The 26,630-nt window shown below is 33.4% G+C and carries 24 protein-coding genes; 14 read left to right on the top strand and 10 right to left on the bottom strand.

Annotated features, from left to right (window positions below):
* Positions 1 to 414: 414 nt before the first annotated feature.
* Genes I215_RS12425 through I215_RS12390 form a run of 8 tightly spaced genes read left to right on the top strand, consistent with a single transcriptional unit; the run spans position 415 to position 8,352 of the window.
* Positions 415 to 1,602, top strand: a complete 1,188-nt coding sequence (locus I215_RS12425; RefSeq protein WP_008992326.1) for a UDP-N-acetylglucosamine 4,6-dehydratase — start codon at positions 415 to 417, stop codon at positions 1,600 to 1,602.
* Between the two features lies 1 nt (position 1,603).
* Positions 1,604 to 2,749 carry a LegC family aminotransferase gene (locus I215_RS12420; protein WP_008992325.1) on the top strand — a complete coding sequence of 382 codons (1,146 nt, stop codon included), beginning with the start codon at positions 1,604 to 1,606 and terminating at the stop codon, positions 2,747 to 2,749.
* Positions 2,736 to 3,365 (top strand): acetyltransferase, encoded by a 630-nt coding sequence (locus I215_RS12415; protein ID WP_008992324.1) that lies wholly within the window; start codon positions 2,736 to 2,738, stop codon positions 3,363 to 3,365. Before I215_RS12420 ends, I215_RS12415 begins: the two co-directional genes overlap by 14 nt.
* Before the next feature lie 2 nt (positions 3,366 to 3,367).
* Complete coding sequence (locus tag I215_RS12410; protein WP_008992323.1) at positions 3,368 to 4,210, top strand: family 2 glycosyl transferase; 843 nt, start codon at positions 3,368 to 3,370, stop codon at positions 4,208 to 4,210.
* The gene (locus tag I215_RS12405; RefSeq protein ID WP_008992322.1) at positions 4,207 to 5,265 is read left to right on the top strand and encodes an N-acetylneuraminate synthase family protein; all 1,059 of its coding nucleotides are present in this window, start codon (positions 4,207 to 4,209) and stop codon (positions 5,263 to 5,265) included. The genes I215_RS12410 and I215_RS12405 overlap by 4 nt, the downstream gene beginning before the upstream one ends.
* Before the next feature lie 9 nt (positions 5,266 to 5,274).
* Positions 5,275 to 6,324 (top strand): nucleotidyltransferase family protein, encoded by a 1,050-nt coding sequence (locus I215_RS12400; protein WP_008992321.1) that lies wholly within the window; start codon positions 5,275 to 5,277, stop codon positions 6,322 to 6,324.
* On the top strand, positions 6,324 to 7,004 hold the full coding sequence (locus I215_RS12395; RefSeq protein WP_008992320.1) for an acylneuraminate cytidylyltransferase family protein: 681 nt from the start codon (positions 6,324 to 6,326) through the stop codon (positions 7,002 to 7,004). Before I215_RS12400 ends, I215_RS12395 begins: the two co-directional genes overlap by 1 nt.
* A 31-nt stretch (positions 7,005 to 7,035) precedes the next feature.
* Positions 7,036 to 8,352: a hypothetical protein gene (locus tag I215_RS12390; protein WP_008992319.1), complete on the top strand. Its 1,317-nt coding sequence runs from the start codon at positions 7,036 to 7,038 to the stop codon at positions 8,350 to 8,352.
* Here the strand turns inward: I215_RS12390 and I215_RS12385 are convergent.
* Genes I215_RS12385 through I215_RS12365 form a run of 5 tightly spaced genes read right to left on the bottom strand, consistent with a single transcriptional unit; the run spans position 8,349 to position 14,180 of the window.
* A complete protein-coding gene (locus I215_RS12385; RefSeq protein WP_008992318.1) occupies positions 8,349 to 9,587 on the bottom strand; it encodes an O-antigen ligase family protein in 1,239 nt (412 codons plus the stop codon). The genes I215_RS12390 and I215_RS12385 overlap by 4 nt on opposite strands.
* Positions 9,577 to 10,572 (bottom strand): hypothetical protein, encoded by a 996-nt coding sequence (locus I215_RS12380; protein WP_008992317.1) that lies wholly within the window; start codon positions 10,570 to 10,572, stop codon positions 9,577 to 9,579. Before I215_RS12380 ends, I215_RS12385 begins: the two co-directional genes overlap by 11 nt.
* Positions 10,573 to 11,820 (bottom strand): O-antigen polymerase, encoded by a 1,248-nt coding sequence (locus I215_RS12375; protein ID WP_008992316.1) that lies wholly within the window; start codon positions 11,818 to 11,820, stop codon positions 10,573 to 10,575.
* Positions 11,817 to 13,058 (bottom strand): MATE family efflux transporter, encoded by a 1,242-nt coding sequence (locus I215_RS12370; protein WP_008992315.1) that lies wholly within the window; start codon positions 13,056 to 13,058, stop codon positions 11,817 to 11,819. Before I215_RS12370 ends, I215_RS12375 begins: the two co-directional genes overlap by 4 nt.
* Before the next feature lie 39 nt (positions 13,059 to 13,097).
* Positions 13,098 to 14,180, bottom strand: coding sequence for a glycosyltransferase (locus I215_RS12365; RefSeq protein WP_008992314.1), 1,083 nt, complete (start codon positions 14,178 to 14,180; stop codon positions 13,098 to 13,100).
* 92 nt (positions 14,181 to 14,272) lie between these two features.
* Here I215_RS12365 and I215_RS12360 point away from each other — a divergent pair, with 92 nt between their 5' ends.
* Positions 14,273 to 15,616 (top strand): exopolysaccharide biosynthesis polyprenyl glycosylphosphotransferase, encoded by a 1,344-nt coding sequence (locus tag I215_RS12360; RefSeq protein ID WP_008992313.1) that lies wholly within the window; start codon positions 14,273 to 14,275, stop codon positions 15,614 to 15,616.
* A 43-nt stretch (positions 15,617 to 15,659) separates the two neighbouring features.
* The gene (locus I215_RS12355; protein ID WP_008992312.1) at positions 15,660 to 16,928 is read left to right on the top strand and encodes an O-antigen ligase family protein; all 1,269 of its coding nucleotides are present in this window, start codon (positions 15,660 to 15,662) and stop codon (positions 16,926 to 16,928) included.
* 91 nt (positions 16,929 to 17,019) lie between these two features.
* On the opposite strand, the gene I215_RS12350 is transcribed toward I215_RS12355, so the two are convergent.
* Together I215_RS12350 and I215_RS12345 are read right to left on the bottom strand one after the other, a co-directional pair.
* Positions 17,020 to 17,187 (bottom strand): helix-turn-helix domain-containing protein, encoded by a 168-nt coding sequence (locus I215_RS12350; protein WP_262486295.1) that lies wholly within the window; start codon positions 17,185 to 17,187, stop codon positions 17,020 to 17,022.
* 160 nt (positions 17,188 to 17,347) lie between these two features.
* Complete coding sequence (locus tag I215_RS12345) at positions 17,348 to 17,866, bottom strand: outer membrane beta-barrel protein (RefSeq protein WP_008992310.1); 519 nt, start codon at positions 17,864 to 17,866, stop codon at positions 17,348 to 17,350.
* A 233-nt stretch (positions 17,867 to 18,099) separates the two neighbouring features.
* Here I215_RS12345 and I215_RS12340 point away from each other — a divergent pair, with 233 nt between their 5' ends.
* Positions 18,100 to 19,347, top strand: a complete 1,248-nt coding sequence (locus I215_RS12340) for an exonuclease SbcCD subunit D (RefSeq protein WP_008992309.1) — start codon at positions 18,100 to 18,102, stop codon at positions 19,345 to 19,347.
* Between the two features lie 3 nt (positions 19,348 to 19,350).
* Positions 19,351 to 23,082, top strand: coding sequence for an AAA family ATPase (locus I215_RS12335; RefSeq protein ID WP_008992308.1), 3,732 nt, complete (start codon positions 19,351 to 19,353; stop codon positions 23,080 to 23,082).
* A gap of 162 nt (positions 23,083 to 23,244) precedes the next feature.
* On the opposite strand, the gene I215_RS12330 is transcribed toward I215_RS12335, so the two are convergent.
* Positions 23,245 to 23,676: a hypothetical protein gene (locus I215_RS12330; RefSeq protein ID WP_237738963.1), complete on the bottom strand. Its 432-nt coding sequence runs from the start codon at positions 23,674 to 23,676 to the stop codon at positions 23,245 to 23,247.
* 31 nt (positions 23,677 to 23,707) lie between these two features.
* A complete protein-coding gene (locus I215_RS15955; protein ID WP_008992306.1) occupies positions 23,708 to 23,917 on the bottom strand; it encodes a hypothetical protein in 210 nt (69 codons plus the stop codon).
* 406 nt (positions 23,918 to 24,323) lie between these two features.
* Here I215_RS15955 and I215_RS12320 point away from each other — a divergent pair, with 406 nt between their 5' ends.
* Both I215_RS12320 and I215_RS15755 read left to right on the top strand, forming a co-directional pair.
* A complete protein-coding gene (locus I215_RS12320) occupies positions 24,324 to 25,130 on the top strand; it encodes a hypothetical protein (RefSeq protein ID WP_008992305.1) in 807 nt (268 codons plus the stop codon).
* A gap of 18 nt (positions 25,131 to 25,148) precedes the next feature.
* A complete protein-coding gene (locus I215_RS15755) occupies positions 25,149 to 26,015 on the top strand; it encodes a WG repeat-containing protein (RefSeq protein ID WP_008992304.1) in 867 nt (288 codons plus the stop codon).
* A 144-nt stretch (positions 26,016 to 26,159) separates the two neighbouring features.
* Here I215_RS15755 and I215_RS12310 read toward each other — a convergent pair whose 3' ends face one another.
* The gene (locus tag I215_RS12310) at positions 26,160 to 26,474 is read right to left on the bottom strand and encodes a hypothetical protein (protein WP_008992303.1); all 315 of its coding nucleotides are present in this window, start codon (positions 26,472 to 26,474) and stop codon (positions 26,160 to 26,162) included.
* Positions 26,475 to 26,630: the final 156 nt, after the last annotated feature.

Below are 26,630 nucleotides of genomic sequence, written 5' to 3'. Positions count from 1 at the left end.
TGTTAAGTAATCAATCCAAGTGTCATACTTTGAGTAATGTAAGAACCCTATCAAGTGACCATCTATATTTAGATGTTATTGAATATTAAACTTCTTTTTAAAAGATGCTTATTTGAATTAAATCAAATAAAACTAAATTTAATTCGTTTATAGTTCACATTTGTGTCAAATAGTGAATATAATTCTAGTAATTAATCTAAAATGACTTGGTGAAATACTGGATTATTGTATTTTTGCTTTGCTACTTATATTATATTTTATGTAAATCTGATCGCGAGGATTTAGCAATCAGTTAGCAAAGATTTTTGGGGCATATATATCGTAAGTATAGATTGATGTTGCATTTTATAATGGGGTTAAAGCCTTTATTTTATAAATGATAAATAAATAAAATCATCGAAAATATTATTTTTAATGAAGTATTTAAATTTAATTGGAAGAAAATCGGAATTGTTCACAAATGATATTTCTTGTTATGAAAAGGAATTATATTCCACTGTATCATCTTCCCGATTTTTAGTTATTGGCGGAGCTGGATCCATAGGTCAAGCAGTGACCAAGGAAATATTCAAACGTCATCCGAAAAAACTCCATGTCGTAGATATAAGTGAAAATAACCTAGTAGAACTTGTGAGGGATATTCGGAGTTCTTTTGGATATATTGATGGTGACTTTCAGACATTTGCGTTGGATGTGGGATCGATTGAATACGATGCCTTTATTGCTGCCGATGGCGCTTATGATTATGTGTTAAATCTATCAGCACTCAAACATGTGCGAAGTGAAAAAGATCCCTTCACCTTGATGCGGATGATTGATGTGAATATATTCAATACGGAGAAAACTTTGCGGCAATCGATTGAAAAAGGGATAAAAAAGTATTTTTGTGTTTCTACAGATAAAGCAGCTAACCCTGTCAATATGATGGGCGGGTCAAAGCGTATAATGGAGATGTTTTTAATGCGAAAAAGTAAAGACATTGAAATTTCAACGGCACGTTTTGCCAATGTAGCCTTTTCAGATGGTTCATTACTTCATGGCTTTGATCAACGTATAAAGAAACGGCAGCCTATTGTGGCACCTAATGATATTAAAAGGTATTTTGTGATTCCAAAGGAATCAGGAGAACTTTGTTTAATGTCTTGTATTTTTGGAGAAAACAGAGACATTTTCTTTCCTAAACTTAGTGAGGATTTGCACTTGATATCTTTTGCGGATATTGCCGTAAAGTATTTAAACGATTTAGGTTTTGAGCCTTATTTGTGCGACTCAGAAGATCAAGCTAGAGAACTGGTGCACAGCTTGCCAAAAGAAAATAAATGGCCATGCCTGTTCACCAAGAGTGACACTACTGGAGAAAAAGATTTTGAAGAATTCTTTACGGAAAATGAGACCTTGGATGTCGAGTCATTCCACAATTTAGGAGTTATCAAAAATGAAGTAAACTACAATAACGATCTCTTAGAGAATTTCACTAATCGCATCGATCAAATGAAGAAGGCTAAGAGATGGTCAAAACAAGAGATTGTTGATTTGTTTAATGAAATGATACCAAATTTCGGTCATAAGGAAACAGGTAAATATTTAGATAGTAAAATGTAGTATGGATATGTTTGATGATATAATTGAATTTATAAGAGGCACCTATAAAACGGAAGAGTTTATTCCGCTGCATGAGCCAAGATTCATAGGTAATGAAAAGAAATATTTGAATGCTTGTATCGATTCTACCTTTGTTTCTAGTGTAGGGAAGTATGTAGATCAGTTTGAAGAAGAGGTGCAAAAGTTTACTGGAGCATCATATGCAGTAGCGACTGTTAATGGAACAGCTGCACTACATATAGCATTGTTACTAGCTGATGTTGATTCTAATGATGAAGTAATCACACAACCCTTAACTTTTGTTGCAACCTGCAATGCTTTAAGCTATATTGGAGCGCATCCTGTTTTTGTGGACGTGGATAAAGATAGTATGGGATTATCTCCAGAAAAGTTAGAGAACTTTCTTTCCAAAAATACTGAAATCAAAAATGGGTTCTGTATAAATAAAGTTTCAAAAAGAAAAATAAAAGCAGTGGTGCCCATGCACACCTTTGGTCACCCAGCCCGAACCGAAGAAATACTTCAGGTTTGTAATAAATATCACCTTCGATTGATAGAGGATGCCGCTGAATCTTTAGGGAGTTATTCTGATGGAAGGCATACAGGAACATTAGGATTGTGTGGAACTTTAAGTTTTAATGGAAATAAAACCATTACCACTGGAGGTGGCGGGATGATTATCACTAACGATAATGCATTGGCTAAAAAGGCCAAGCACATTACAACCACTGCTAAAATACCACACCGTTGGGATTTTGAGCATGATATGTTGGCGTTCAATTATCGGCTTCCTAACCTTAATGCTGCATTAGGGTGTGCCCAGATGGAAAACCTTCCAATGTTCATTGAAAGTAAACGAGCCTTGGCAGAAGATTATAAAAAGTTATTTGACAATAAAGGCATGCAGTTTGTGGTGGAAAGAGCAGGTACTACTGTGAATTATTGGTTAAATGCACTGATATGTAATGACCTTAAGGAAAGAAATATGTTCTTAGAAGCAACCAATGATAAAGGTGTGATGACGAGACCTATTTGGAAATTAATGACCAATTTAAAGATGTTTAAAAACAGCCAATTTGGAAATATAGAGAATGCTAAATGGTTGGAAGACCGTGTTGTAAATATACCGAGTAGTGTCAGAGTTTAAGAACATATACATATTAGGATATTCTGGACATGCTTACGTAGTTGTCGAGAGTGCTTTATCAAACAACCATACTATTCAGGGCTATTTTGATACCAAGGCTAATGAAGATAATCCTTATAGACTTACTTTCTGTGGAAATGAAAAAGAGGTTGATTTAAAGGCAATTGTTGGTGATGATTATGTGTTTCCGACAGTGGGTGACAATGAGTTGAGAAAGAAAATCTCAGAAACCCTAGAGCAATATCATTTCAATCAATTCACCATTATTGATAAAAGTGCAAAGGTATCCAAAACAGCTAAGATCAACGTATCTACTTATGTGTCCTCAGGCGCGATCATTAATGCTAGAGCTGTGATCGGAAAAGCGTGTGTAATTAACACTGCTGCAATTGTAGAACATGAATGTATAGTAGGTGATTTTAGCCATATCGCCCCAGGAGCAGTATTATTGGGAAATGTAAAAGTAGGAGAAGAATCTTTCATTGGTGCTAATAGCGTTATTAAAGAGGGAGTTTCTATTGGAGATCATGTAATAGTAGGTGCTGGATCAGTTGTCATAAAAGATTTACCCTCTCATACCACATGGGTTGGAAATCCAGCTAGAAGAATAAAGTAAACATGAAGAAGAAGGCCGTATTAGTAAGTTATATATACCCTGTTGCCAAGAAGTATCTAAGAAGTTTTGTCGATTCTGTCAATAAGCAAAACTGTAATGACTTCGACGTGATACTGTTTAATGATGGCGCTACTATATCAGAAGATGATCTGGAAGAATTGTCGCCATCCTTTCAGATCATTGATAGCAAACATAAATCGATTCCTAACATACGGTTTGATTCTTTTCATTTCCTAACTGACCAAGGTTATGAATATGTGATTTTTCAGGACATTGATGATGGGATGAGTACGAATCGTGTGGAGCAGACGATTTCTGGTCTAACGCTCGACCCCATTGTTTGTAATGATTTGTCCATTAGTAAAGATGGAAAAATTATCGCGGCTAATGTTTGGTCCCATCGCATGGAACATGGCTTTAATTTCGACCAGGATTTTCTTGCAGATAAGAACATAATAGGTCTTGGTAATTCAGGTGTGCGATCAGAAGTTTTAAAAACAAAAATTATTCGAGACAATAACATTTGGGCTACAGATTGGTTTGTTTTCTACCAATTCCTAAACAATGGTAAACTAAAGGGAAGTTTTTTACATGATTGCACGACTATCTATAACCAACATGAACAAAACACTGCAGGGCTATCAAATGAGCTGACATTTGAAAGCATATATAAAGCAACTATGGTGAAGAAAAGACATTATAGCGCCCTAGTGAAATTCTACCCGAATCTAAATAAAGAATTGGAGCGTCTTGATGCTTTCGAAAAAAACTTGGAAAATTATAAAAACAAAAACATCAAATTGAACAAATTCCCATTTTGGTGGGAAGAAACAGAAATGATATGAAAAAAATTCAAATTGACAATAGAAAATTAGTACACAACTACTGCGAACCCTATATCATTGCAGAAATTGGAGCAAATCACAACGGAGATATGAATTTAGCTAAAGAAATGATTCTTTCTGCTAAAAATGCCGGTGCAGATTGCGTTAAATTTCAATCATGGACTTCTAAATCACTGATTGCAAAAGAAGAATACGAACGTAACCAGGTGTATAATGATTCTAAAAAGAAGCATTTTGGGTCTTTAAAAGAAATGGTTGAAAAGTATGCCCTAACTGACGCTCAACACAAAGAGCTAAGAGATTTTTGTGAGAATGAAGAAATCACCTTTGCCTCCTCACCATTCTCTGAAAAAGAAGCCAAATTACTCAACGATATTGATGTTCCTTTTTTTAAGATAGCTTCTATGGATATTAATAACCTGACTTTTTTAAGAGAGGTCGCATCATATCAGAAACCTGTAATTATATCTACAGGAATGGCTACATTGGGGGAAATAGAAACGGCACTTAATGCCTGTTATAAGGAGGGGAATGATAAGATCATGCTTTTACACTGCATCTCTATTTATCCACCGCTTTATGAAGATATTCATTTGAATAATATCACTACTCTGCAGCGTACGTTTGATGTGCCAGTGGGTTTCTCGGATCACACCATTGGAACTTCAATTCCGCTTGCTTCGGCCGCTCTTGGAGCCTGTATTATAGAAAAACATTTTACTACTGATAAAGACCTTCCAGGTTGGGATCATGAAATCTCAGCGGACCCTAAGGAATTAAAAGTAATATGCGAAGATTCTAAAAACATTGTTAATGCATTAGGAAGCTATAAAAGAATTGTCTCAGAAGCCGAGGAAAGTAAAAAATTAAGATTTAGAAGGAGTTTAGTTGTCAATAAGGATCTTAATAAAGGTCATGTCCTAACCAAAGATGATCTTTCCGCTAAAAGACCTGGGACTCATATTCCACCAGATCAGGTCAACTTTGTAGTCGGTAGAAGCCTAAAGGTTGATGTGAGTAATGATGATTTAATTAAATGGGAGTTATTAAATTAGATAGAAATCATGGATTTACAAAGTCTACTTATACATAAAAATAGCACCATACTAGAAGCGCTGGTAAAGCTAAACGCCCTTCGTAATATTAGTCGACTGATTTTATTTGTTATAAACAAAGAAAACGCAGTAATTGGGTCGTTAACAGATGGTGACATACGTCGCTCTTTGGCCAAATACGCTGACTTGGATCTCCAAGTAGGAAGTATTTGTAATTATGATTTTGCATATGAATTAGAGAACAAGAATAATAGATTTATCCAATTAAGTGAATACAATAAAAATAACATTAAAATTCTACCTATTCTAGACCATCAAAAGCGACTGGTGCGAATCATAGATTTGGTTAAAACCAGAGCGGTACTGCCTATGGAATGCATGATTATGGCAGGCGGTAGAGGTAAAAGACTTAGTCCATTAACTGATAAAATGCCGAAGCCCATGCTGCCACTTGGAGGTAAGCCCATCATTGAACACAATATTGATCGTTTAATATCATTCGGAATCACTAAGTTTTACATTTCTTTGAAATACTTGGGTCAACAAATCCAAGACTATTTTGGGGATGGAAGTAAAAAAGGCGTTCAAATTGAATATGTATGGGAGGATGAGCCTCTTGGTACAGCTGGAGCATTATCTCTTGTTCCCGAGTTTAAAACAGATCATGTCTTACTTATGAATAGTGACCTCTTCACCAATATTGATTTCGAAGATTTATATTTAAATATATTAAATAAAGAAGGAGATATGATTGTGGCATCCACAGAGTATAAAGTGGATGTGCCTTATGCAGTTTTTGAAACCAATGGTTCCGATGTGAAAAGCTTTAAGGAAAAACCAACGTTTCGATATCAATCCAACGCTGGTATTTATATTTTGAAGAAGGAACTTGTTGATGAGATTCCAAAAAATGAATTTTATGATATCACAACCCTGATGGATAAACTGGTAGAAGATGGTAAAAAATTATTGTATAATCCAATTCTAGGATTTTGGATTGATATTGGTAAACCAGTAGATTATGATCATGCTCAAGAATTTATAAAACATATAAGTTAATGATAGCTATAATACCAGCAAGAGGCGGGTCGAAAGGTTTACCCGGTAAAAATATATTGCCATTATTAGGGAAACCATTGATAGCCTATACTATAGAAGCCGCCCTAAAAAGCCAGTCAATCTCAAGAGTAATATTGAGTACTGATGATCCACAGATTGCTGCTATAGGAGAAGAATATGGTGCTGAGGTTCCATTTATGAGGCCAGCAGAACTGGCAGGTGATGACGCTTTAGCGGTGGATGTGTATAATTATACCTTGAATAGATTAGACGATTCAAACGGAAGTAGGATTAATAATGTTGTTATTTTGTTGCCAACTAGCCCACTTCGAACGCACACAGATGTTGATAATGCCATTGGGTTGTTTATAGAGAAAAATGCTGATTCGGTAATTAGCTTCTGTGAAGAACATCACCCTATAACATGGAATAAACATTTGTCCAATGACGGAAGAATTTTACCTATTTTTGAAAGTAGAGTGGCGAATAGACAATCGGAGAAAAAAACTTACTACCCCAATGGAGCGGTATTTGTATTTAAAAGAGAAATGTTGGAAAAGGGTATTTATTATTCAGAAAACACCTTTGCTTATTTAATGGATAGAACCAATTCTATAGATATAGATACCCAGTATGATTTTCAATATGCAGAGTTTATGTTAAATATTAAAACCAATTAATTTCTATATTACCCTAAAAGTACTATTAGTGATGAATAAAAAAATTCTTTTCGTTGAAAGTCGATATATTACAAATTTATATTCTGAAATTGCAAGCACACTTGAGGAGGAAGGGCATGAAATATATTGGTTAATAATGAACCATAGATTTATTCCTAAAAATGGGAAAGCCTTTTGTATAGACTATCCAAATGGTAAAAGTACTTCTACTAGAAAGAATGATTATTTGGATGACATAATCTCTACTGATCGCCAATTACGTTTTTACTCATTAAAGTCAGAAGAACATTTCTATTATTATGACGAGAAGATCAATAAATTAATTGATGATATAAAGCCTGATGTAGTTTTTGGTGAACCAACATCATTTCATCATTTAATAACGATAGAGGCATGTAAAAAAAGAGATATTTTATATCTACACCCAGGAACTTGTAGGTATCCAATAAATAGATTTGCATTCTACAAACATGACACTTTAGAAATATTTGGAGGTAGTAACGAAACTCTAAATGTTGATGAAGCTAAGCAAATTATTGAATGTATAGCGCATAGGGAAGTTATCCCGAATTACATGGTGCCACAGAAAACCACTAGGATCGAGAAATTACAGGACAGAATAAATATTTTAAGAGGTTATTTGGAAGGAGAAAGATTTAATACACCATCACCTTATTATAAGTTTACGAAAGAACTAAAAAATAAAAACTATTTAAAAAAATGGAATGAAATGGCCGTTGACACGGTTGACTCTTCTCGATTTGTAATCCTTTTTCCACTACATATGCAACCAGAATCTAGTATTGATGTATGGGGAAGGAAATTTTCAGATCAAGCCAGCACCCTTAAAGAAATAGCTACACAGCTTGGATCGAATGATGTTTTATATGTCAAACCAAATCCAAAATCTTCATTTGAAATAAATGAAAAAATCATTCAACTCGTAAAGAATAATGATAATATTGTAGCTTTAAATAGTAGAGTTAGAATGGATGACGTTTTTAATAAAGTTGATTTATTTATCAATATTGTTGGAACAATATCAATCGAGTGCATTTTGAGCGGTAAACCAGTAATAAGTTTGGTAAGTACCTATTTTAATAATGTAAGAAGTTCTTATAATATTAATTCATTTGATGAAATTAAAGATATTATTAATCAAGTGGTATCTTCTAATTTTAGACCTTTCGATATGGAGGAAAAAATTCAATATATGCAGTTTTTGAATTCGGTTAGTTATAGAGGTCTGATTGCAGACCCATATAGAAACAAAGCGAGTATTAGCTTGGAAAATATAAAAAATCTAAATGCTGCTTTTATAAATGTTTTAAATCACATTGAAGGCTAGCGATTTTGATCATCTTCATTAAATATTAATATAGGTATTAAAGCGGATAATATTATTACCCCATGATATCTATTGAGGTAACTTTCCACGAGACACCCGATACAGAAAAAAATAATAAAGTAGGAGTAATATTGATTTACTTTTATTACATACCGCAATAATGTATAGACCAAAAAAATAAGTGTAAAGAGCCCTATTAACCCCGTTTTCAAATATTCTTGTAAATATTGACTATGGGCATTTAATTTAAGCTTTATACCAGTTAAAAAGTTATTTTCAAGATATAAATTATTTAAATAACTCTGGGTGTCGCCTGTGCCAACACCGAATGGAAATGTATTTTTTAAGTCTGTTAATACTAAGTTGTAAATGTATATTCTGTGCTCTAGAGTATTCCTGGTATAAGCATATTTATTTTTGGTTTTAATATTTTCAATATTTAAAGTGGTATACTTTAAAGGCTGAAACTTCCTTTCAAACTTATTGTTTGCAATTATTATGGTGAATAATGAAAGAACCACCCCGAACCCAACAATAGAAATAAATAATTTCTTATTATTATTATTATTTCTTAGAATTTTTTTAAGTGTTAAGAATAGAATAAATATCAAAAAGGCGACACCAGTAAAGTTATTCATTATTATTACGAAGTAACTTAAAACCACAATTAGTGATATATCTAAATAAAGATTTTCCTTTTTTATATCATTAAGAATAATTAGCAGTGGCATTAATAGAATAAAAATTAAATAGAATTGACTAATCCCTATTGTATCAATATATGTAATTTGTACAAATCTATCCATTCCTTCATAATTAAGGAATAATCTATAGTATAATGCTATTAATATGAAATTAACTGGTATGAGTATTTTAATAATTTGAAATAACTTCTGTTTGTAGAATACTTTTAACTCACATAATATGATTGCAGGTAAAAATATTACTGGTAATAATAAAAGTATTTTTTTTGATGCTTCATTGAAATCATTTGAATACACTAATCCAATAAATTGAACTAAAAAAAACATTATATATGCTTTTATTACCCTATTTGATTTAATTTTTAGCCATTTATTTTTTATCGAACTTTTGCTGTCAGTGAAAAAGAAAATTAAAAAGACATATAACAGCATTGTGTTTATCCTGTATCCTAATGGAAACGATATAATGAATAACACTATTAATATACTGAATACTGAATGTCTTATATCTGCTTTAAAATTAAAATTCATTTAGAACTAAGGTGTTAGAGTTTTCACTAATTAAGTAGTTATTTCTGTTATTTGTGATTGACATATTTTTAATTACATTTGGGATGTATCCTAAACTCTTGTCAAATTTAATCAATGGAAGTGATGAATTGTTATTCTCAATTATTAAGCTATCAATAATGTTGTTCTCATTTAAATTTAACCATAATCCACTAAATTTTTTTTCTCCTCCAATTTCTGCTTTTTCAATAGGTTTTATGTTGGAATTGAGCTCTCCAGACCCAAAGTTTTCAATCACGATTTTTTTAAACTTATGATCTCGACCACTGATGTATGCGCCAGTTCTTTTGGAATTACTAATCAAAAGATTGTCAATGGTTATATTTTGTGGAGTATTTAGGAAGCCATGAATTAATAGGGAGGCTTGGTTGTAAATAAATCTTCGACTACTACCTCCTGAATTTAAAATCTTTAAATCTTTTATATAAATATTCTTGGAGCCGCTATAGATACTTACTCCTCGATTAGCCTCATTGTACAGATTATGAGCTATATTAGTAGCTATCCTAGCGCCATTTATGTTAATATTGCTGGAGTTTTTAAAAAACATCATGTCTAAAGCCGTAAATTCTCCCGTGATGTTTACATTTTCAACATTTTCAAAGCTAATTTTTCCACATATAACGGATTTATTAAATTCTATATTTATATTTTTTTTATTTTCAATAATTAAATTTATATTATAAAATCCACTAGGGAATTTAACTTTAACTCCTTTACTTGCCAAAAGAAATATCGAATCAATCTGTACGTTATTTAGCATGGGGCCACTAAATCCATACCTTCTAATATCACCGTAATTGAATTTTTCATCTTTCACCCATTCCACATCACTAAACTTCTTTTTAACGACACTTTTATTTTGAACTTCTAGCTTATTTGAACTTAAATTACAACCCACAAAGAGGGTTATAATGGCGAATATTTTAATTGCTTTTTGGAACATTTATGATTTAATTTGAGTTAGAAATCTATACATGTAACTTAGTAAAATTAGCCCAATAATAAGATATATACCTTTTCCACCGGTAATCAAGTTGAAAACTGGAAAAATAAAGTTTAAGATACATAAAAATAAAATTAGTGGAATGATTGTATAGTTGTTTTTGGCTATGACTGATTTATATAGCCTTGACTGCCAATAACCAAAAAGCATCATGAAAAATGGGGTATAATATTTAAAATCCATAAATATATCCCCGAAAAAAGTTGTGTATTTACCTGGTCTTGGAACATAATTTAACGTTAATTCGTATCCTCCACCAAATATAATTTTAAAGAACTTTGCAATCACAAAAAAAGTATGTGAACCAAGCCGTGCGGGAGAATCAAAGTGATCAATTAAATAAGAAAATTCTACTATACTATGTAAGTAATAGCCATAGAAGGATGCTAAACCCACGAAAAAAGACTGCAGGTAATAGGAATCTATACTTATTACGAATGATAAAAAGGATTCGTCAATTTTAGTATAATCTAAGTATGTCCCTTTCTTTAATATAAATATGATTGCTTGCTCCCTAGTACCAGTAAACTCGATGGTTCTTGAAATAAAAGTTTCAGTTAATAATATGAAAAATAATATTCCTAAAATTCCTAAATAAAATAAATATTTAATTTTAAGTTGGATTATTTTAAAGTGAAAAAGTATAAGTATAATCAAAATAACATAAAAAAACGGAATAGATCTAGAGCCTGTTAAAAAGCTTTCGAAAATAAAATACATTATTAACGCATAGTTAGCATATAATAAGTAGGGTTTCCTAAAATTATGTTGAAAGTATAAGAAGAAATTCAGAAATACACTTGCCTTAATAATGTTACCAAATATTCCAATTATACTTGGAGTCGAATTTTCGAGGATTTCTCTATTCTCAAATGCACCGTTATTAATATTAATCCCTCTAATTACAAAACTGTCAATAAATAAACAAAGCACAGATAAAACCGATATACCTAAGAATATGTAATATAGCTTTATACTATTTCTCCTTGAATTAGTAGATATTATCCTAAGATGTTTTACCTTACTTCCAATAGAATAGCCTAAGAAAAACAATAGGTATGAACCGAGTAACAATATAATTGAAACGCTAGAAATAGGGTAAGAATATGAAATAGGAGAAATTAAATAGAATAGTATCCATATAAGAATACCGTAAATGGCTGCATTTCTGGGAGAGTATACTTTCATATCAAATAATTCGCTAAAAACAGAATAGAAGTTAGTATTGTCAATATAATGACAATTATGGATTTTTTAAATATATATCCATTTTTTATAAGAATGATTTGCTGTGCGGTCACTGTGACTATTCCAATTATAAATTGGACAACAGCAAACTGAATAACATTTAATTGAGGCATAAGTATTAAAAAAACTACATATAATAAAGAAATAAATACTAAAAGATAATTGAAGTATTTTACTAGCCCTTCTCGTACAAAAATGTTTGAAAATATATTGAAAACAGCCCAAAAGAAAGTGAAGAATGTTAGTATTATTAAAATTGACGAATTTGTAACATATGTTTCCTGAAAAAAGGATGAGATATTAATTAATACCTTAGGGAGAATATATATACTACCTATGGAATATATTAAAATTACATATAGAAAAATTGCAAATATTCTATCGAGATAGAGATAACTTCTAGTGTAGATTTCCCTATAATATAATATAAATAACATTTGAAATAGTACTAAGGAGATTCCAGATACTCTGAGGTAGAAACCAAATATTGCAATTGTTTCATAATCTTCTGTGAAAAATTCCAAAATAAATCTCCCTGAGTTTAATAACAGAATTACTAAAAATGAACTAAGCAATAAATGAACACTGTACTTTCCAATTTTCAATAATTGTTTCAAAGAAGTTTTAAAATTAAGGTTTATGTTATTCTTAATGCCAAATATGACATAAATACCAGAATAAACTAATAGAGGTAAAATAAAATCACCAATATTCATATTGACTTCGGTGATGCGACTAACCAATATTAGGAGTAGGAATACAAAATATATTCCACCTTCTATAAAGGTCGCATAAATATTTTTAGTCTCTGATTTAAATATATAGGAGTAAAAAACCTGGTTAGCAAGTATATAGCTGAGAACGAAGGAAAGATATATTTCCAGCGGAAGTACAAAATATAAAAGCTGAACAACAATTAAATATAAAATTAAAAACAATAGATATAAATTGTACCCCTCCTTAGACTCATAGTCTTTTTCTGACAATAAAAAATAACCAGTAGATGCCGGAATCCCAAAACCAATTAAAGAACTTATCAAGAAGCCTAGTCCCCCAATGGCATATTCAATCATTCCATAATCTGAACTTGACATGGTTTGTGAAAGAAGAAGGGGAGCGATAAAAACACTGGCTTTGCTAATGAAAAAGCTAAAAAAGTAAATTATTTTGTTTTTCATTTTTCGAAATTAAAATATTTTATTGAAGATATTTGCTTACTAAGTATGAGAAATGTATATATTAAATAGTGTCTTAAAATTTGATTCTAGATTGAAGTCATCATTTATTCTAACCAATGAATTGTTTGAGAACTGATTTTGGAGGTCTTCACTCTCAATAATTTTATTTATTGCTTCTCTAAATTGTATACAATCGTTACATAAGTACCCATTATATCCATTGGAAACCGCATCTTTATTCCCAATGACGTTTGTTGCAACTATTGGTTTCCCTAAGGACATGGCCTCCAAAATTGTGAATGGGAGGCCTTCCCAAAGCGAAGTCTGTAAATAAATTGTGAACGAATTTGTCATTTTTAGAACTTCTCGCCTATCAAGCCAACCAGTTACAGTGATGTTTCTTGAGGTCAAGCTGTTTTTTAACTCTCCATCCCCAATCCAGATAAATTTTATATCTGGAAAATGTCTGGCTATTTCATTGAATAATTTAGGGTTTTTTTGAGCCGAAATTCTTCCAATCGTACCTATCAAAACTTCCCGATCCTCTAACTCATCTTTATCCTCATTTTTGATGGTTATAGGTTTAACACCATTCCTGACTAGTACAGCGGGTCCAATATTTAATGCATATTCATATTCGGTGTCGCCACATGCTATTGTTGTGCCTCCAAAAATTTTTGTCACATATTTTTCAATGTTCCAATATAATTTCTTTTTGAACTTTGAGATATCTTCTCTTGTGAATGCATAACCGTGAGGCGTATAAAACACCTTAACCTTTGGGAATAAAATTGAAGCAATACGACCTAAAACCCCTGCCTTTGATGAGTGTAGATGAATTATGTCTGGCTTAATTTCTTTAATTTCCTTAATTAATTTATATATGGCAATCAAATCTATTATTGGTGATATTTCGCGAGTCATCTTGACGACTTTTAAAGTATACACTAGGGAAAGTTCTTTTTGTAGCTTTTGTTTATTTAGTTCTTTCCGGTTAGGGCTGTATATGAGTATATTTTCAAGAGTTTTGTTGTGTGTTTTCGATGTGATAAAATCTCCCAAATCCTTGAAATAGGTGTAAACTCCTCCGCCTAATGACTCGGTAATGTGTAATATTTTCAATTTATTTTTTTTGTAAAAGTATAAATTATTTGAATTAATAATACTTTTGTTCTTTATTTATGCATAATTACGAATAATAAATTTTAAACGCTGTGCAAAAAAGTTATTATAAACTTATAAAACCTATTACGTATTTTTTAGATTTGGGAATAGTGTTATTGTTAGCATATTATTTGCCAATACGGTTATATAACCCAATCTTGTTCTTTAGTTATTTGACTTTTGGTTGGATTGTAATTTCTATTCGTAATACTTTCTATGATGTTCAACGCTATGCAAAATTGCCACTTATCTTAACTCTGCTGTTTAAGCAATTTACTGTATTCTTCTTTTTATTATACGCCTTTATCGGTTTCTTTAAAGAAACCATGATCAGCCGGTTATTGTTGGCTGAATATTTTATCCTGTGTCTGGTACTGGTTTCCTTTTTTAAGATCTTGATGTATTACCTATTGATGCGCTACAGGGAAACTCTAGGAGGTAACCGCAGAACTACAGTTGTCATTGGAGACAATAAGAAAACCAATCAATTGGTTGAAGTTTTTAAGCAACGGATGGAGTTTGGATACGATTTTAAACGAAAGTTTGATGTAGGAGGTTATGGGTTTTCGCTTCAGCAGTGCTTTGAATACATTATAGAACATAACGTAGATGAAATTTATTGTTCCGTAGCGGAATTAAAAAACAGTCAGCTGGAGGAGATCATTGCTTTTGCCGATAATAACCTAAAGGTAGTGAAGTTCATTCCGGATAATAAGAACATCTTCACCAAGCGTTTGAAGTATGAGTATTACGATTATATTCCAATTCTCTCCATGAGAGATATCCCTTTGGAGAATTCAATTAACTATTACTTAAAAAGAGCTTTTGATATTATTTTTTCCGGTCTTGTGATTGTTTTGGTACTTTCATGGTTAACACCATTAATTGGGCTCTTAATCCGGTTAGAGTCTAAAGGGCCTATATTCTTTAAACAGTACCGGAATGGGATAAACTCAGAAGAGTTTGCTTGTTTAAAGTTTCGTTCCATGGCCGTTAATAAGGATTCTGATAAGCAAATGGCCACTAAGGGAGATATGAGAATCACTAAAATGGGAGCTTTTATCAGGAAAACCAGCATTGACGAATTACCACAATTCTTTAATGTATTCTGGGGACAGATGTCCGTAGTGGGGCCACGTCCTCATATGGTACTCCATACAAAGTTGTATGCTAAGAAAGTAGATAAGTATATGGTTCGCCATTTTGTAAAACCCGGAATCACCGGACTTGCTCAGGTTCGCGGTTACCGCGGTGAAATTGAAACGGATACTGATATCGTTAACCGTGTAAAATTTGATATCTTCTACCTGGAGAATTGGACTATGGCATTGGATATTAAAATTATTATCCAAACCGTCCTGAACGTCTTCCAAGGAGAAGATAAGGCGTATTAAAACCTATTGAAATAGTAGTAGAACTTAATTAATATATTGGTCGTTGGATAAAACAATAAAATATATCAGAAGCTTATTCTATAACGATGAAAACAGTACGCTTGTTCAGCGTGTTTTCTGGAACAGCCTTTACATCGCTTTTTTTTTGCTGCCTATTGATATTAATTATCCTACACCTTTTTTCGGACTTGCCATTATCTTCGGTGCAATGAACACTATCAAAGCCGATAAGGCTTATGTTCGTGAAAACAAGGTGCTGTTGGCATTTCCCTTATACTTTCTGATTTTACTTATTAGTATTCTGTATACCGATAACCTTCCTGACGGGTTTGATCTTATTGTCAGATCTTTGTCATTGTTGTTATTTCCAATAATATTTCTATTTGTTAAAGAGGATGCAAGTTCCGTTCGAAAACTTTTTGACTTTTTGCTTTATGGATTGGTATTCTCCTTCTTTATGAACCTCTCTACAGTCCTTTATGATGTATTCACAACCGTACAAGTAGAAACTACCTCTTTGTGGGAGCAGGTAACAGTGTCCTGGAGACTATTTATGAACGATCAGTTCTCCAATGTTGTTAGTCCCAGTTATGTTTCGTTGTATATACTACTGGTGCTGAGTTATTATCTTAAAAAGGAATTGAATACCGTTTGGCGATTATTTTGTGTGTTGATATTGTTTGCCTACTTATTTCTTCTAGGTAATGAGGCTGCTTATTATACGCTGTTTGTAATGGGTATATTACTTATATGGAAAGTCAAGGATAAATCTAAACGTTACATACTGGTTTGTTTGTTTTTGTTGGGAACCATTGTTTTTGTGAAGAATCCTCATTTCTTTCATGATAAAGGTAGGACTAATGATACAGCGTTAAATACTCAGGAACTCCCCATATCAGAAAATGACCGTTGGCTTACTTGGAAGGCAGCTATAATGGCTATTGAAGAAGCTCCTTTATTAGGATACGGAATAGGGGATGCTAAGGATGTTCTGGTAGCTAAATATAAAGAACTGGGATCTGAGTATCAAAACCATGCAAAGCACCGTTATAACGCCCATAATCAGTTTTTGCAGACTTGGCTTGAAACAGGTGTTATCGGAATTTTTATTCTTTTGTTTGTCTTTACCTGGCTAGCTTTTTATATGAGGCGTAGTTCCAATGAATTTGCGGTGTTCTTGGCCTTGTTTATTGCTTTGATGTTTGAGTCAATGCTGGTTCGTTTTAACGGTATTGTATTCTTTTCTATTATAGTTCCGCTGCTCTTGAAAAAGAAGAGTATTCTAAGTAGTCGTATTATCCGCAATGTTTGATGTTTGAAACTTGCTTTCGTCAGGATAAGCAGTTCAGAACGCTTTCAGATAAAGTGTTATACTGTTTTTTGTAGTGAATTGTGCCTTTTGCCTATTCAGGTTTTAACTCAATAGACAATCCCAAAGCATTGGCTAGCAGTGCAAAATTTGACAACCGTATATCCTCCCCGTTTTCAATCCTCGAAATGTAGGGGCGCTTTTTACCAACTTTTTTTGCCAAGTTCTGGGTCATATGCAATTCTTTTCGTCTGTTTTTTATGATTTCGCCAAAATAATATGAAAAGGCTTCAATTATGACTATGTGAGCAAGACAAAACTTTCAGAAAAACTCTAGTTTTTCAACCTACAACATAAAGTTATACCAGACAAAAAAAGGAAGCGTATTGCTTCCTTTTAAAAAATTATATTTTTATTCTGGATTAGAATTTATAACCCAATCCAACGCTAAGAGTGTTGATACGACTCTTTATATCATCACTGCCATCTCCTGAATACCTATTGGTGATTTCAAAGGCATATTTAGCCTCAACAAAAAAGTTTTCATTGATTTGATAACCAGCACCAACCCCAAGATCTAAACCAAAAGAGTTAAACCCTTCTGCTGTATCTTCCAACGAGATAGTTCCTTGAGGACCAGCCTGAACATAGAATCCAGATTCCTGGATATGGTATTGTGCCATAACCGGAATGATCAAGAAACTTGTGTCATCTACACTCCCATAATTTAAAGAAGGTTGTAAATGAAAACTCTCTGATAAAGTAAAATCAGCTAAAGCACCAACAAAAAAGCCAGAGTAGTTCTCAGAAACTGAAGTACCATCATAAGTAGCTTTGTCTTGCATATTAAGGTAACCTGCTTGGGCTCCAAAACGTACTTCTTGGCCAAAAGTAACCATACTAGTTAGTAGGATCGCGAAAAAAAGAAATTTTTTAAACATAGTATATTGATTAAGGTTTAAGTAGCAAATATAAACTATAAATTCAATTTTAAAAGGATTTATTACATTTCAAATCTTTACTGAATTCCTCAACGATTTTGTAGTTAATATTTTTAATTTTATAGAGGTAACAAACAACAGGAAAGACACTGATAAAATTACATTTTAAGTAAGTTGTCAAAAGTAACTCTGTTGACTATATTAATAACTTTACACTGAATTAAAACCACTAGATGATTAGAATATTACATACCGCTGATTGGCACATAGGACAACTCTTTCATGAATACGACCGTAGTTATGAGCACCAGCAGTTTTTAAATTGGCTGCTAGAAACCCTCACCACACAAGAGATAGATGTTTTGCTTGTAAGTGGAGATGTATTTGATCTCTCCAATCCATCAGCAGCTTCTGTAAAATTGTTTTACTCATTTCTAAACCAAGCAGTAAGACAAAACCCGGAATTACAAATTATCGTTACCGCTGGGAATCATGACTCAGCCTCCAGATTAGAATCACCTAAACCCCTTTTAGAATCTTCTAATATTCATATTATAGGACTTGTACAAAAAGATCGAAATGGCGCTATTGATTACAGTAACCTCACTATACCAATAAAAGATAAACAAGGAAATACTGCCATATGGTGTATAGCAGCTCCTTTTCTACGGATGGGGGATTACCCTTCCGTACCTAATTGTTCTAATCCATATACAGAAGGCGTTAATTCCTTCTATAAAGAAGCATATACTTATGCGGCATCAAAGAAAGAAGAAGGACAATCCATTATAGCAATGGGACACTTGCACGCCCAACAAGCAGAAGTTGGAGACCTCGATAACACAGAAAGGCTTATTATGGGAGGCGTGGAAAGCATTTCAGCAGCCGCATTTGATACTGGTATCCGTTATGTAGCATTAGGACATATTCACAAAGCTCAGCGCATTGGAGGGAAAGAGCATATCCGCTATAGTGGAAGTCCCTTACCCATGTCCTTTTCAGAAACCAATTATAAGCATCAAGTCATAGTATTTGATATTAAGGAGGACAAAATAGAAAACTTGCATTCCATCGAGATACCTGTTTCAGTTCCACTGAAAAGAACTCCAACAGTGCATAGTTCGCTTACAGAAGTACTAAATGCTTTGAAACAATTAGAACCTTTTACGGGAGATTCAAATACAGCACCCTATTTGGAAGTCCGCGTGTTATTAGAAGGACCAGAGCCTGGATTACGACATAAGGTAGAAACTGCTCTGCAAGGTAAAAACTACAGACTCGCTAAAATAGATGTACGCTACGCAGCTTCAAGTTCTAAATCTAAGGAAAGTAAAGTGATAAGCTCTGAAGAGCTTAAAGAACTACAACCAATGGAAGTTCTGGATAAAGTTTACCAAAGTAAATACAATAACCCCGTTCCTAAAGACCTTCAAAGACTATTTCTACAAGTAGCACAAGAGGTCAATGAAACCGACAATTAAAAAATGAAAATACTTGCTATTCGCATACATAATCTAGCATCCCTTGGTGGAAAAACAGTAATTGATTTTACTAACGAGCCACTTTCTTCTGCAGGGATCTTTGCCATTACCGGACCTACAGGATCCGGGAAATCAACCATATTAGATGCCTTGTGTCTGTCGCTCTATGCTAGAACACCTCGTTACAGGCATGCAGAAAACTCAATAGATGTAGCAGATGTAAAAGGAAGCACCATCAAACAAGGTGATGTGCGAGGAATTTTAAGAGATGGCTCATCTAGTGGATATGCGGAAGTAGATTTCGTTGGAGTTGATGGTCATCACTACAGCTCAACTTGGAGCGTAAGAAGAGCACGTAATAAGGCGGAAGGAAATTTGCAACCCTATGAGATGTCACTTAAAAACATTTCAACAGATCAAGATATACCAGGAAAGAAAACAGAATTACTTCCAGAAATCGAACGTTTGGTGGGGCTTAATTTTGAGCAATTTACCCGTTCTGTTTTATTAGCTCAAGGAGATTTCACAGCCTTTTTAAAAGCTGCAAAGGATGAAAAGTCATCCTTATTAGAAAAACTGACAGGAACTCACATCTATTCAGAAATCTCTAAAAAAGTATACGAACATCATAAAGAGGAGTCCCAAAACCTCAAAGTATTAGATGTACAAAGGGAAGGAATAGCCACCCTAACCACTGAAGAATTAAAGGATTATAAGATTCAAAAAGAAAAGTTAGGCACCCTTGTCAAGGCTGATGAGAAGCGATTTGAGGAATTAAATAAACAGGTTAGTTGGCATGAGAGGTGGATTGAACTTCAAGGGAGTGTGCAATCGGCTAAGCAGAAATATGATAGTGCCTTTAAAGCTAAAGAAGAAGCCAAACCTAGAGAAGTGAAGTTCCAACAGATTGTAGGAGTACAATCAGCTAGGCCAATTTTTACAGAGCGAAATGGGGTAAAGCAGCAACATTCCTTAAAAGCGGATAATGCTTCAAAGCTCTCTACTAAAATAGATTTTTTAAAGAAGGATAAAAAAGAAGCCGATGAAAGCTTTAAAAAAGCCAATGCAGCCTTTGATATAAAGCAGAAGCAAGAGCAGGAAGCTCAACCACTATTAAACGCAGCAAAAGCCTTAGATGTAAAACTCCTTGAAAAATCAGAGCAGGTAGAACATGCTAGTGAAGAGCTTATTCGTGTAAATCGTAAGCTTACACTCCAGACAAAGGAATCTGCTGAGGTTTTAATTGAACTAGGATCTGTTAAAGAAGAAATCCTTGAACTACAACAATGGAAGGCTGATAATGAATCTCGTGGGCCCATAGCGGAACAGGAAAATCTCATCTTATCTAAACTTCAGGATGCAGGGGGGATTTTGCAAAATCTTAAGTATTATAATGCTCGCATAAAAAAGGCTGAAGAAGATATCTTAATTAACAGAAAAGAGCAGGAGGATTTCCTTAATAAGGGTGATGCTATAGAAGGTGATCTGAAACAAAAAAAGAGTGACTTCGAGTCTTTGACTGCTGCATTATCTAAAGTTTCGTTCGAGAAAAATGAGAAAGAAAAAGCTGCTCTGGATACCTCTATAGAAGATCTTATTGGTGCAACAGCTCATTGGAAGTTGTTATTTTCAGCTGTATCGGAAAAAGATAAATTACAACAGACACTTAAAAGTAATAAAGAGGAATTAGAGCACACCACTGTTAAGTTAACGCAAGCCAAAAAACTTCTTGTTACTAAAACATTGGAAAAAGATGCATCTTTAAAAATGCTTGAAAAAGCAAAATTAGCTGCGGCAGAAAGTGTAGAGGAGTTACGAAGTCACCTGGTCCCTGAAGAGCCTTGTCCAGTTTGTGGTAGTTCGCACCATCCATATGCTACGCACCATCCAGGTCTTGATCATGTGCTTGATAAGTTGGAAGCTGAGCATAAGAAAATCGATTCTGAGTATATTAATCAGTTGACCTTACACAATACGCTAGGCCAAAACGCTACACAACTAGAAAAGTTAATTAAGGAGCAAGAGAAGAAGCTCCTGGAGAAGGAAACTGACTTAGCCGAACTTAAAAGGATTTGGTCATCATTTCAGGTTTCAACTCAGTGTAATACATTTCCACAAGAGGAAAGAAGCTCTTGGTTACAACAACAATTAAAAAAGCAAAAAGAGAGACAGCAGAAATTACAAGAAGCACTTCAATCCTATAATAAGCAGAAGTTGGAACTTGAAAATCATAGATCCCAGCTTGACAAACTTCAAATAGAATATGACCAGATTCTTAACAGCATTAAGGATGCTGAAAGAAACCTGAAAACTTTGGAGGAACAGAAACAGAATGATACTAATGAAAGAGATAAGATCAATAAAAACTTAGAGGAGCTTAAAGAAGCTTTATCAGGGTATTTTAGTTCCAAGGAGTGGTTTGAGAATTGGCAGAGCAATCCAGATTCTTTTGTTTCTCAGATTAAAGATTTTTCTAGTAATTGGAAAAGCAATATTTCCAAGCTTGATTCTTTAGTGCGTAAACAGGAGTTACTCTCTGAAAAGAGCAAAGCGTTGGAGACTCCTTTAAATGTTACTAGGGAAGAAGTGACATCTCTTCATAAAAAGTATGCTGATTTGCAAAATCAAAATAAAAAGCTATTAGAGCAGCGGACAGTTCTTTTTAAGGGATCGCCAGTAACAGAAGTGGAAGCCAAGTTAAAAGCAGCGGTTGAATCTGCGAAGAAAACTTTGGAGGATCAAAGGAAAGTACTTGACAAAATAAATGAAGACATTACCCGAAATAGTGCCCAATATGAGCAACTTTTAAAAGATGTTAATAGTTTATCCAAGAAAGTAGCTGAACTTAAAGGTCAGCTTGAGAATTGGATTTCAGATTATAATGCGCAGAATGAAACGATTCTTAGTCAAGAGGGTTTATTAAGCTTATTAGAATATAGCCAAGACTGGATTGAGACTGAAAGAAATAGTTTACGCGGAATTGATGAAGGGGTTATGCAAGCAAATTCTGTATTAAAAGAGCGTACTAAAACATTGGATACCCATACCAAACAGCGTACTTCTGAAATGTCACTGGAGGAATTGACTGCCATACGCGTGGAGGTTGAAGAATCCTTAAAGAAAAATAGACAAGCATCCAATGAGATTGATTTTAAGATAAATCAAGACACTCAGAACAAGAAGCTCATTGGTACCTTATTAGAGCGTATCAATAAGCAAGCTGATGTGGTGGAGAATTGGGCAAAACTCAATGAGATTATTGGTTCTGCGGATGGTAAAAAGTTTCGTCAAATTGCTCAGGAATATACCCTAGATGTGCTGTTAAGTTATGCGAATGTTCATTTGGAGGTTTTGAGTAAGCGCTATATCCTTCAGAGAATACCGAATTCTCTTGGGCTCCAAGTTCTAGACCAGGACATGGGGGATGAGGTGCGAACGGTGTATTCATTATCAGGTGGAGAATCTTTCTTGGTTTCCCTAGCGCTTGCACTGGGGCTAGCATCCTTATCTTCAGCTCGAATGAAAGTAGAATCATTATTTATTGATGAAGGTTTTGGGTCACTGGATCCTGCAACACTCAACATTGCTATGGATGCTCTTGAGCGCTTACATAATCAGGGTCGTAAAGTCGGGGTGATTTCTCACGTGCAAGAAATGACTGAGCGTATACCAGTTCAAATCAAGGTAAGTAAACAACAGAGTGGGAAGAGTAAGGTGGAGGTTGTTGGGTGTTAGGTTGGAGTAGGAGCGTAGGCACAGTTTCCGTGAAACTTATAAGCTGTTTGGATGAAATGCCTTCGTAGTTAGAAAGAGGTCTTATTAAGAAAAGGTATATTCAGATGAACGGCTAAGTAAACCCTGATTGATAATTACTCCCATCAAGGCTTAAAAATACCTCTATTGCGCTTCAAAGCACTGAATAAAGCTTAGAATCCCCACCAGGATTATTCCTTTATTTTCTGAATTTAAATTCATCAGAGCTGGCCGATTATGAAAGCGAAATAGTACAGCTGCCCATAATGATTTAGACTTGAGGTTTTGAAATTCTACCTCGTAAATTTGGTCTCTAAGGGATTCTGGTTCTCCCTCACTATAGTGAAGCATTTGTATTATTTTTTGTTGAGCTTTCTCAAACATAGTTTGGGTTATTTTCTTTTTGGGAAGATTCTGGTTTAATTTAAAATATTCCCATATTAGAAAATAAACTTTCATGATTTCTTCTACCTCCACCATAGAAATATCTTTGCTATAACCTAACAGCACTGATAGGAAAAAAGGTTGTTGCTCATAGATCTGATCAGAAACTTTATCTACATATGCCGCATCCATTTGGTCTATCTTTAATAGCAGGTTTGCCATTTCATTCAAGACCCCACTTTGCTCGAGCAGCAGAGCCAGACCAGAAATAGCCAACACCAGGAGTCTTTTTCCCTGATTTACTCACATAGCTTGGATCAAAGGCAATGGTGAAATCACCACTCCCGTGATCATGCCAGTTGAGTGTTAAAGGAAAGGTAGTCAAAATCCTTGTCGAAACGCGATCTGTAGTCTTGCTCTTCACGATTCCCATAGCGAGCAAGACTAAGAAAATTAACCCTTCCTTTTATGGAGAGTAATAGTCCAAAGACTTCCAGAATGAAATTATTATGGCGTTTCCCTATGTTTGGCATTTTGTTAAGAATGCTTTTTGTAAGATCTTTATACCTGGAATTCTCTCTGTGAGTCATATTTTAGCTGCTTGTCGTAAAACGACTAATATACTAATCAGAGAGTTGCCTTAATTTTTCGATCATTATTTTTGCTTTGTTTTATTAATATTCAACTATTTAATCCATTTTTAAACGAACCATTGTCAAATTAAAGCTATTATTTAAAAAAATCTAAACATACCATATGTATGTGTTTATAACGTATTAAAATTGTAGTATCATTCACATTCAATAACCAAATAATTTTTTAAACTAATTTCGGATCCTATGAAAGAAATAGTAGTTACTTTTATAGTTGGACTTGCCACTTGGTCAACAATTTACGTTTGGACGTCAGGACGATACACACTTCCACAAAAGATTTACTTAACTTTCTGTGTTCTCTTTGTACCGCTTCAATGGATTTCAATTATAATAATATACTTTTATAACTCATCCCGAATCTCATATCCTGCAAATAATACTCAAAAATTCAAAAGAGTTTTTTCAACCAGTGAGCAGGAAATGAGTTTACTTGTATTGAAGCAAAAAGGGATACTGACAAATGAAGAATATCATGAAAAATTAGAGATTATAGAACAGAATAGTAACATCCTAAAAACTAATCTAGTAAAAGAAAAAGTAAAAAGTTTAGATGAATACAAGCATTTGCATAATCTATTAAGGGTCAGTCTATTATCACAAGAGCAATTTGAAAAGAAAGTATATCTGCTTATAAAAGATTACGAGAGCTATATGTCGATATACGGAAACAATTTGTATCCAAAACATACATGGACATTATATCAAAAATATAAACAACATCTAGCTGTGGAGAAATCAAACTATAGCTATTTAGATTTTTACGGAGCATGGAAGTTTAAAAATTATATCATATATTTCAATAATGAGAACGAAGTTAAATTTATTTTTGATAAATCAACAGCCATAGTTGGAACATATATGTTAGAAAATAAAAAAATACACATAAAAACACGGAAAGAGAGATATACTCTAAATATTGAAGACGTAGGATCTCATATCCTTTCTTATATAAATAGTGAAGGTAATCGTTTTACAGGTTATAGATTATAAAAAGACAGCGTTACCATTATGAAAACTTTTATCTCTAACATTATTCCTAAAATAAAAGAATACAGCAAAAAACTTAATGTCCTAACAAATTTTGTGGACAAATATTGGATTCTACTTAATGAAGAAGACAACACCAAATTGGTGTATATATTTAGAGGAAATAATGAGTTATTAATATCATTAAACGGTATTGTTAATAAAGGGAAATGGGAATATTTAGGTAAAGATTCGTTATTGATTGAAAAAGAAAATCAAACATTTTTGTTTAGGCATGGGTTTTTAGATGATAACATTTTCGTTTTAAAAGTTGATGGAAAAAATGAATATGCATTTTTTATGGATGAAGAGGTTTTATTGCAAAACATTAATAAACTGGAACAGCTTAATAGCTTTTTGGAAAAGCATTATTTATTAAATAATTCAATAGAAGAACCAAAAGCAATTTCAACAAGCTGGAATGACAAATTAAATCTTCATTATAACCCAACGTTAAAAAAATTTGGATATGTTGGCAAAGACGGTAATATTTTGATAAAGCACAAATATAGTAAAGCATACGAGTTTATAGATGGTGTAGCCCTAGTATATATAACCATCAATTACAAGGATAAATATGGCTTTATTATGGAAAATGGAGAAACCAAAGTTCCCCTAATCTATGATTATGCAGAGGAATTCTCTGAAGGTTTAGCCGTAGTAAGAAAAGGAGATTTTTTCGGTTACATTAATAAAAAAGGTGAAACGATCATAGACATTATTTATGATGACGCCTATAGTTTCAAAAATGGTAGAGCCCTTGTTAAAAGAAAACAATTCAACGTGATATATGAATTTTACATTGATAAAAACGGCAATAAACAGAATAACCAACCTGTATTAGGATAATCTCATAACTTAATCAAAAAATCACCCCACCAAGCCAAAGACTCGATAGAGTAATTTGGTTAAATGTCACAGGTATTAGAGATGACAATCACTCCACTATGCAGCATTTTGGATACGTTCTACATAATAATGGTTCGTTTAGTTTTACGCAGCCCTAGCCCCGTAGGTCATTAGCTGCCTGATTTTTTCTTTATTTTTTGGCTTGTTCGCTTTAATGCCGAACACGTCCAAAAATCTATGAATCATTAATTCATTGTTATACAGCGTTTTAATATCTTTCATAGAGAACGCTCCTCTTTCATCCTTTGCTATAGGTAGCCAGTGGGCAGCTTTAGCCAAGTTGACTGCTGTCAAAGATCTTAATCCATGGCTGTTCTTGAATGAAAAGCAGTTTGACACATTGTTTTGGTAGTTAACAGCAACTGAATATCCTTTACCCTCAGGGAGAGAAAACATCATTCTTTGGGACATTTATAGGGGTGGTGGCTATTTCGGAGTAATGGGTTCTTCGTCAAATTTGGGGAAATATCAGGTTAATATATGTAGGTTAAATGCTATTTTATAATGGTTTTATTCGTTAAACAGTATAAATTTTCGTATATTTAAGTATGTAAA

This window comes from Galbibacter marinus (genome assembly GCF_000300875.1).
Classification (GTDB): Bacteria; Bacteroidota; Bacteroidia; order Flavobacteriales; family Flavobacteriaceae; genus Galbibacter; species Galbibacter marinus.
Note: the sequence above shows the minus strand (reverse complement) of the source record. Positions and strands in the feature narration are given on the sequence as shown.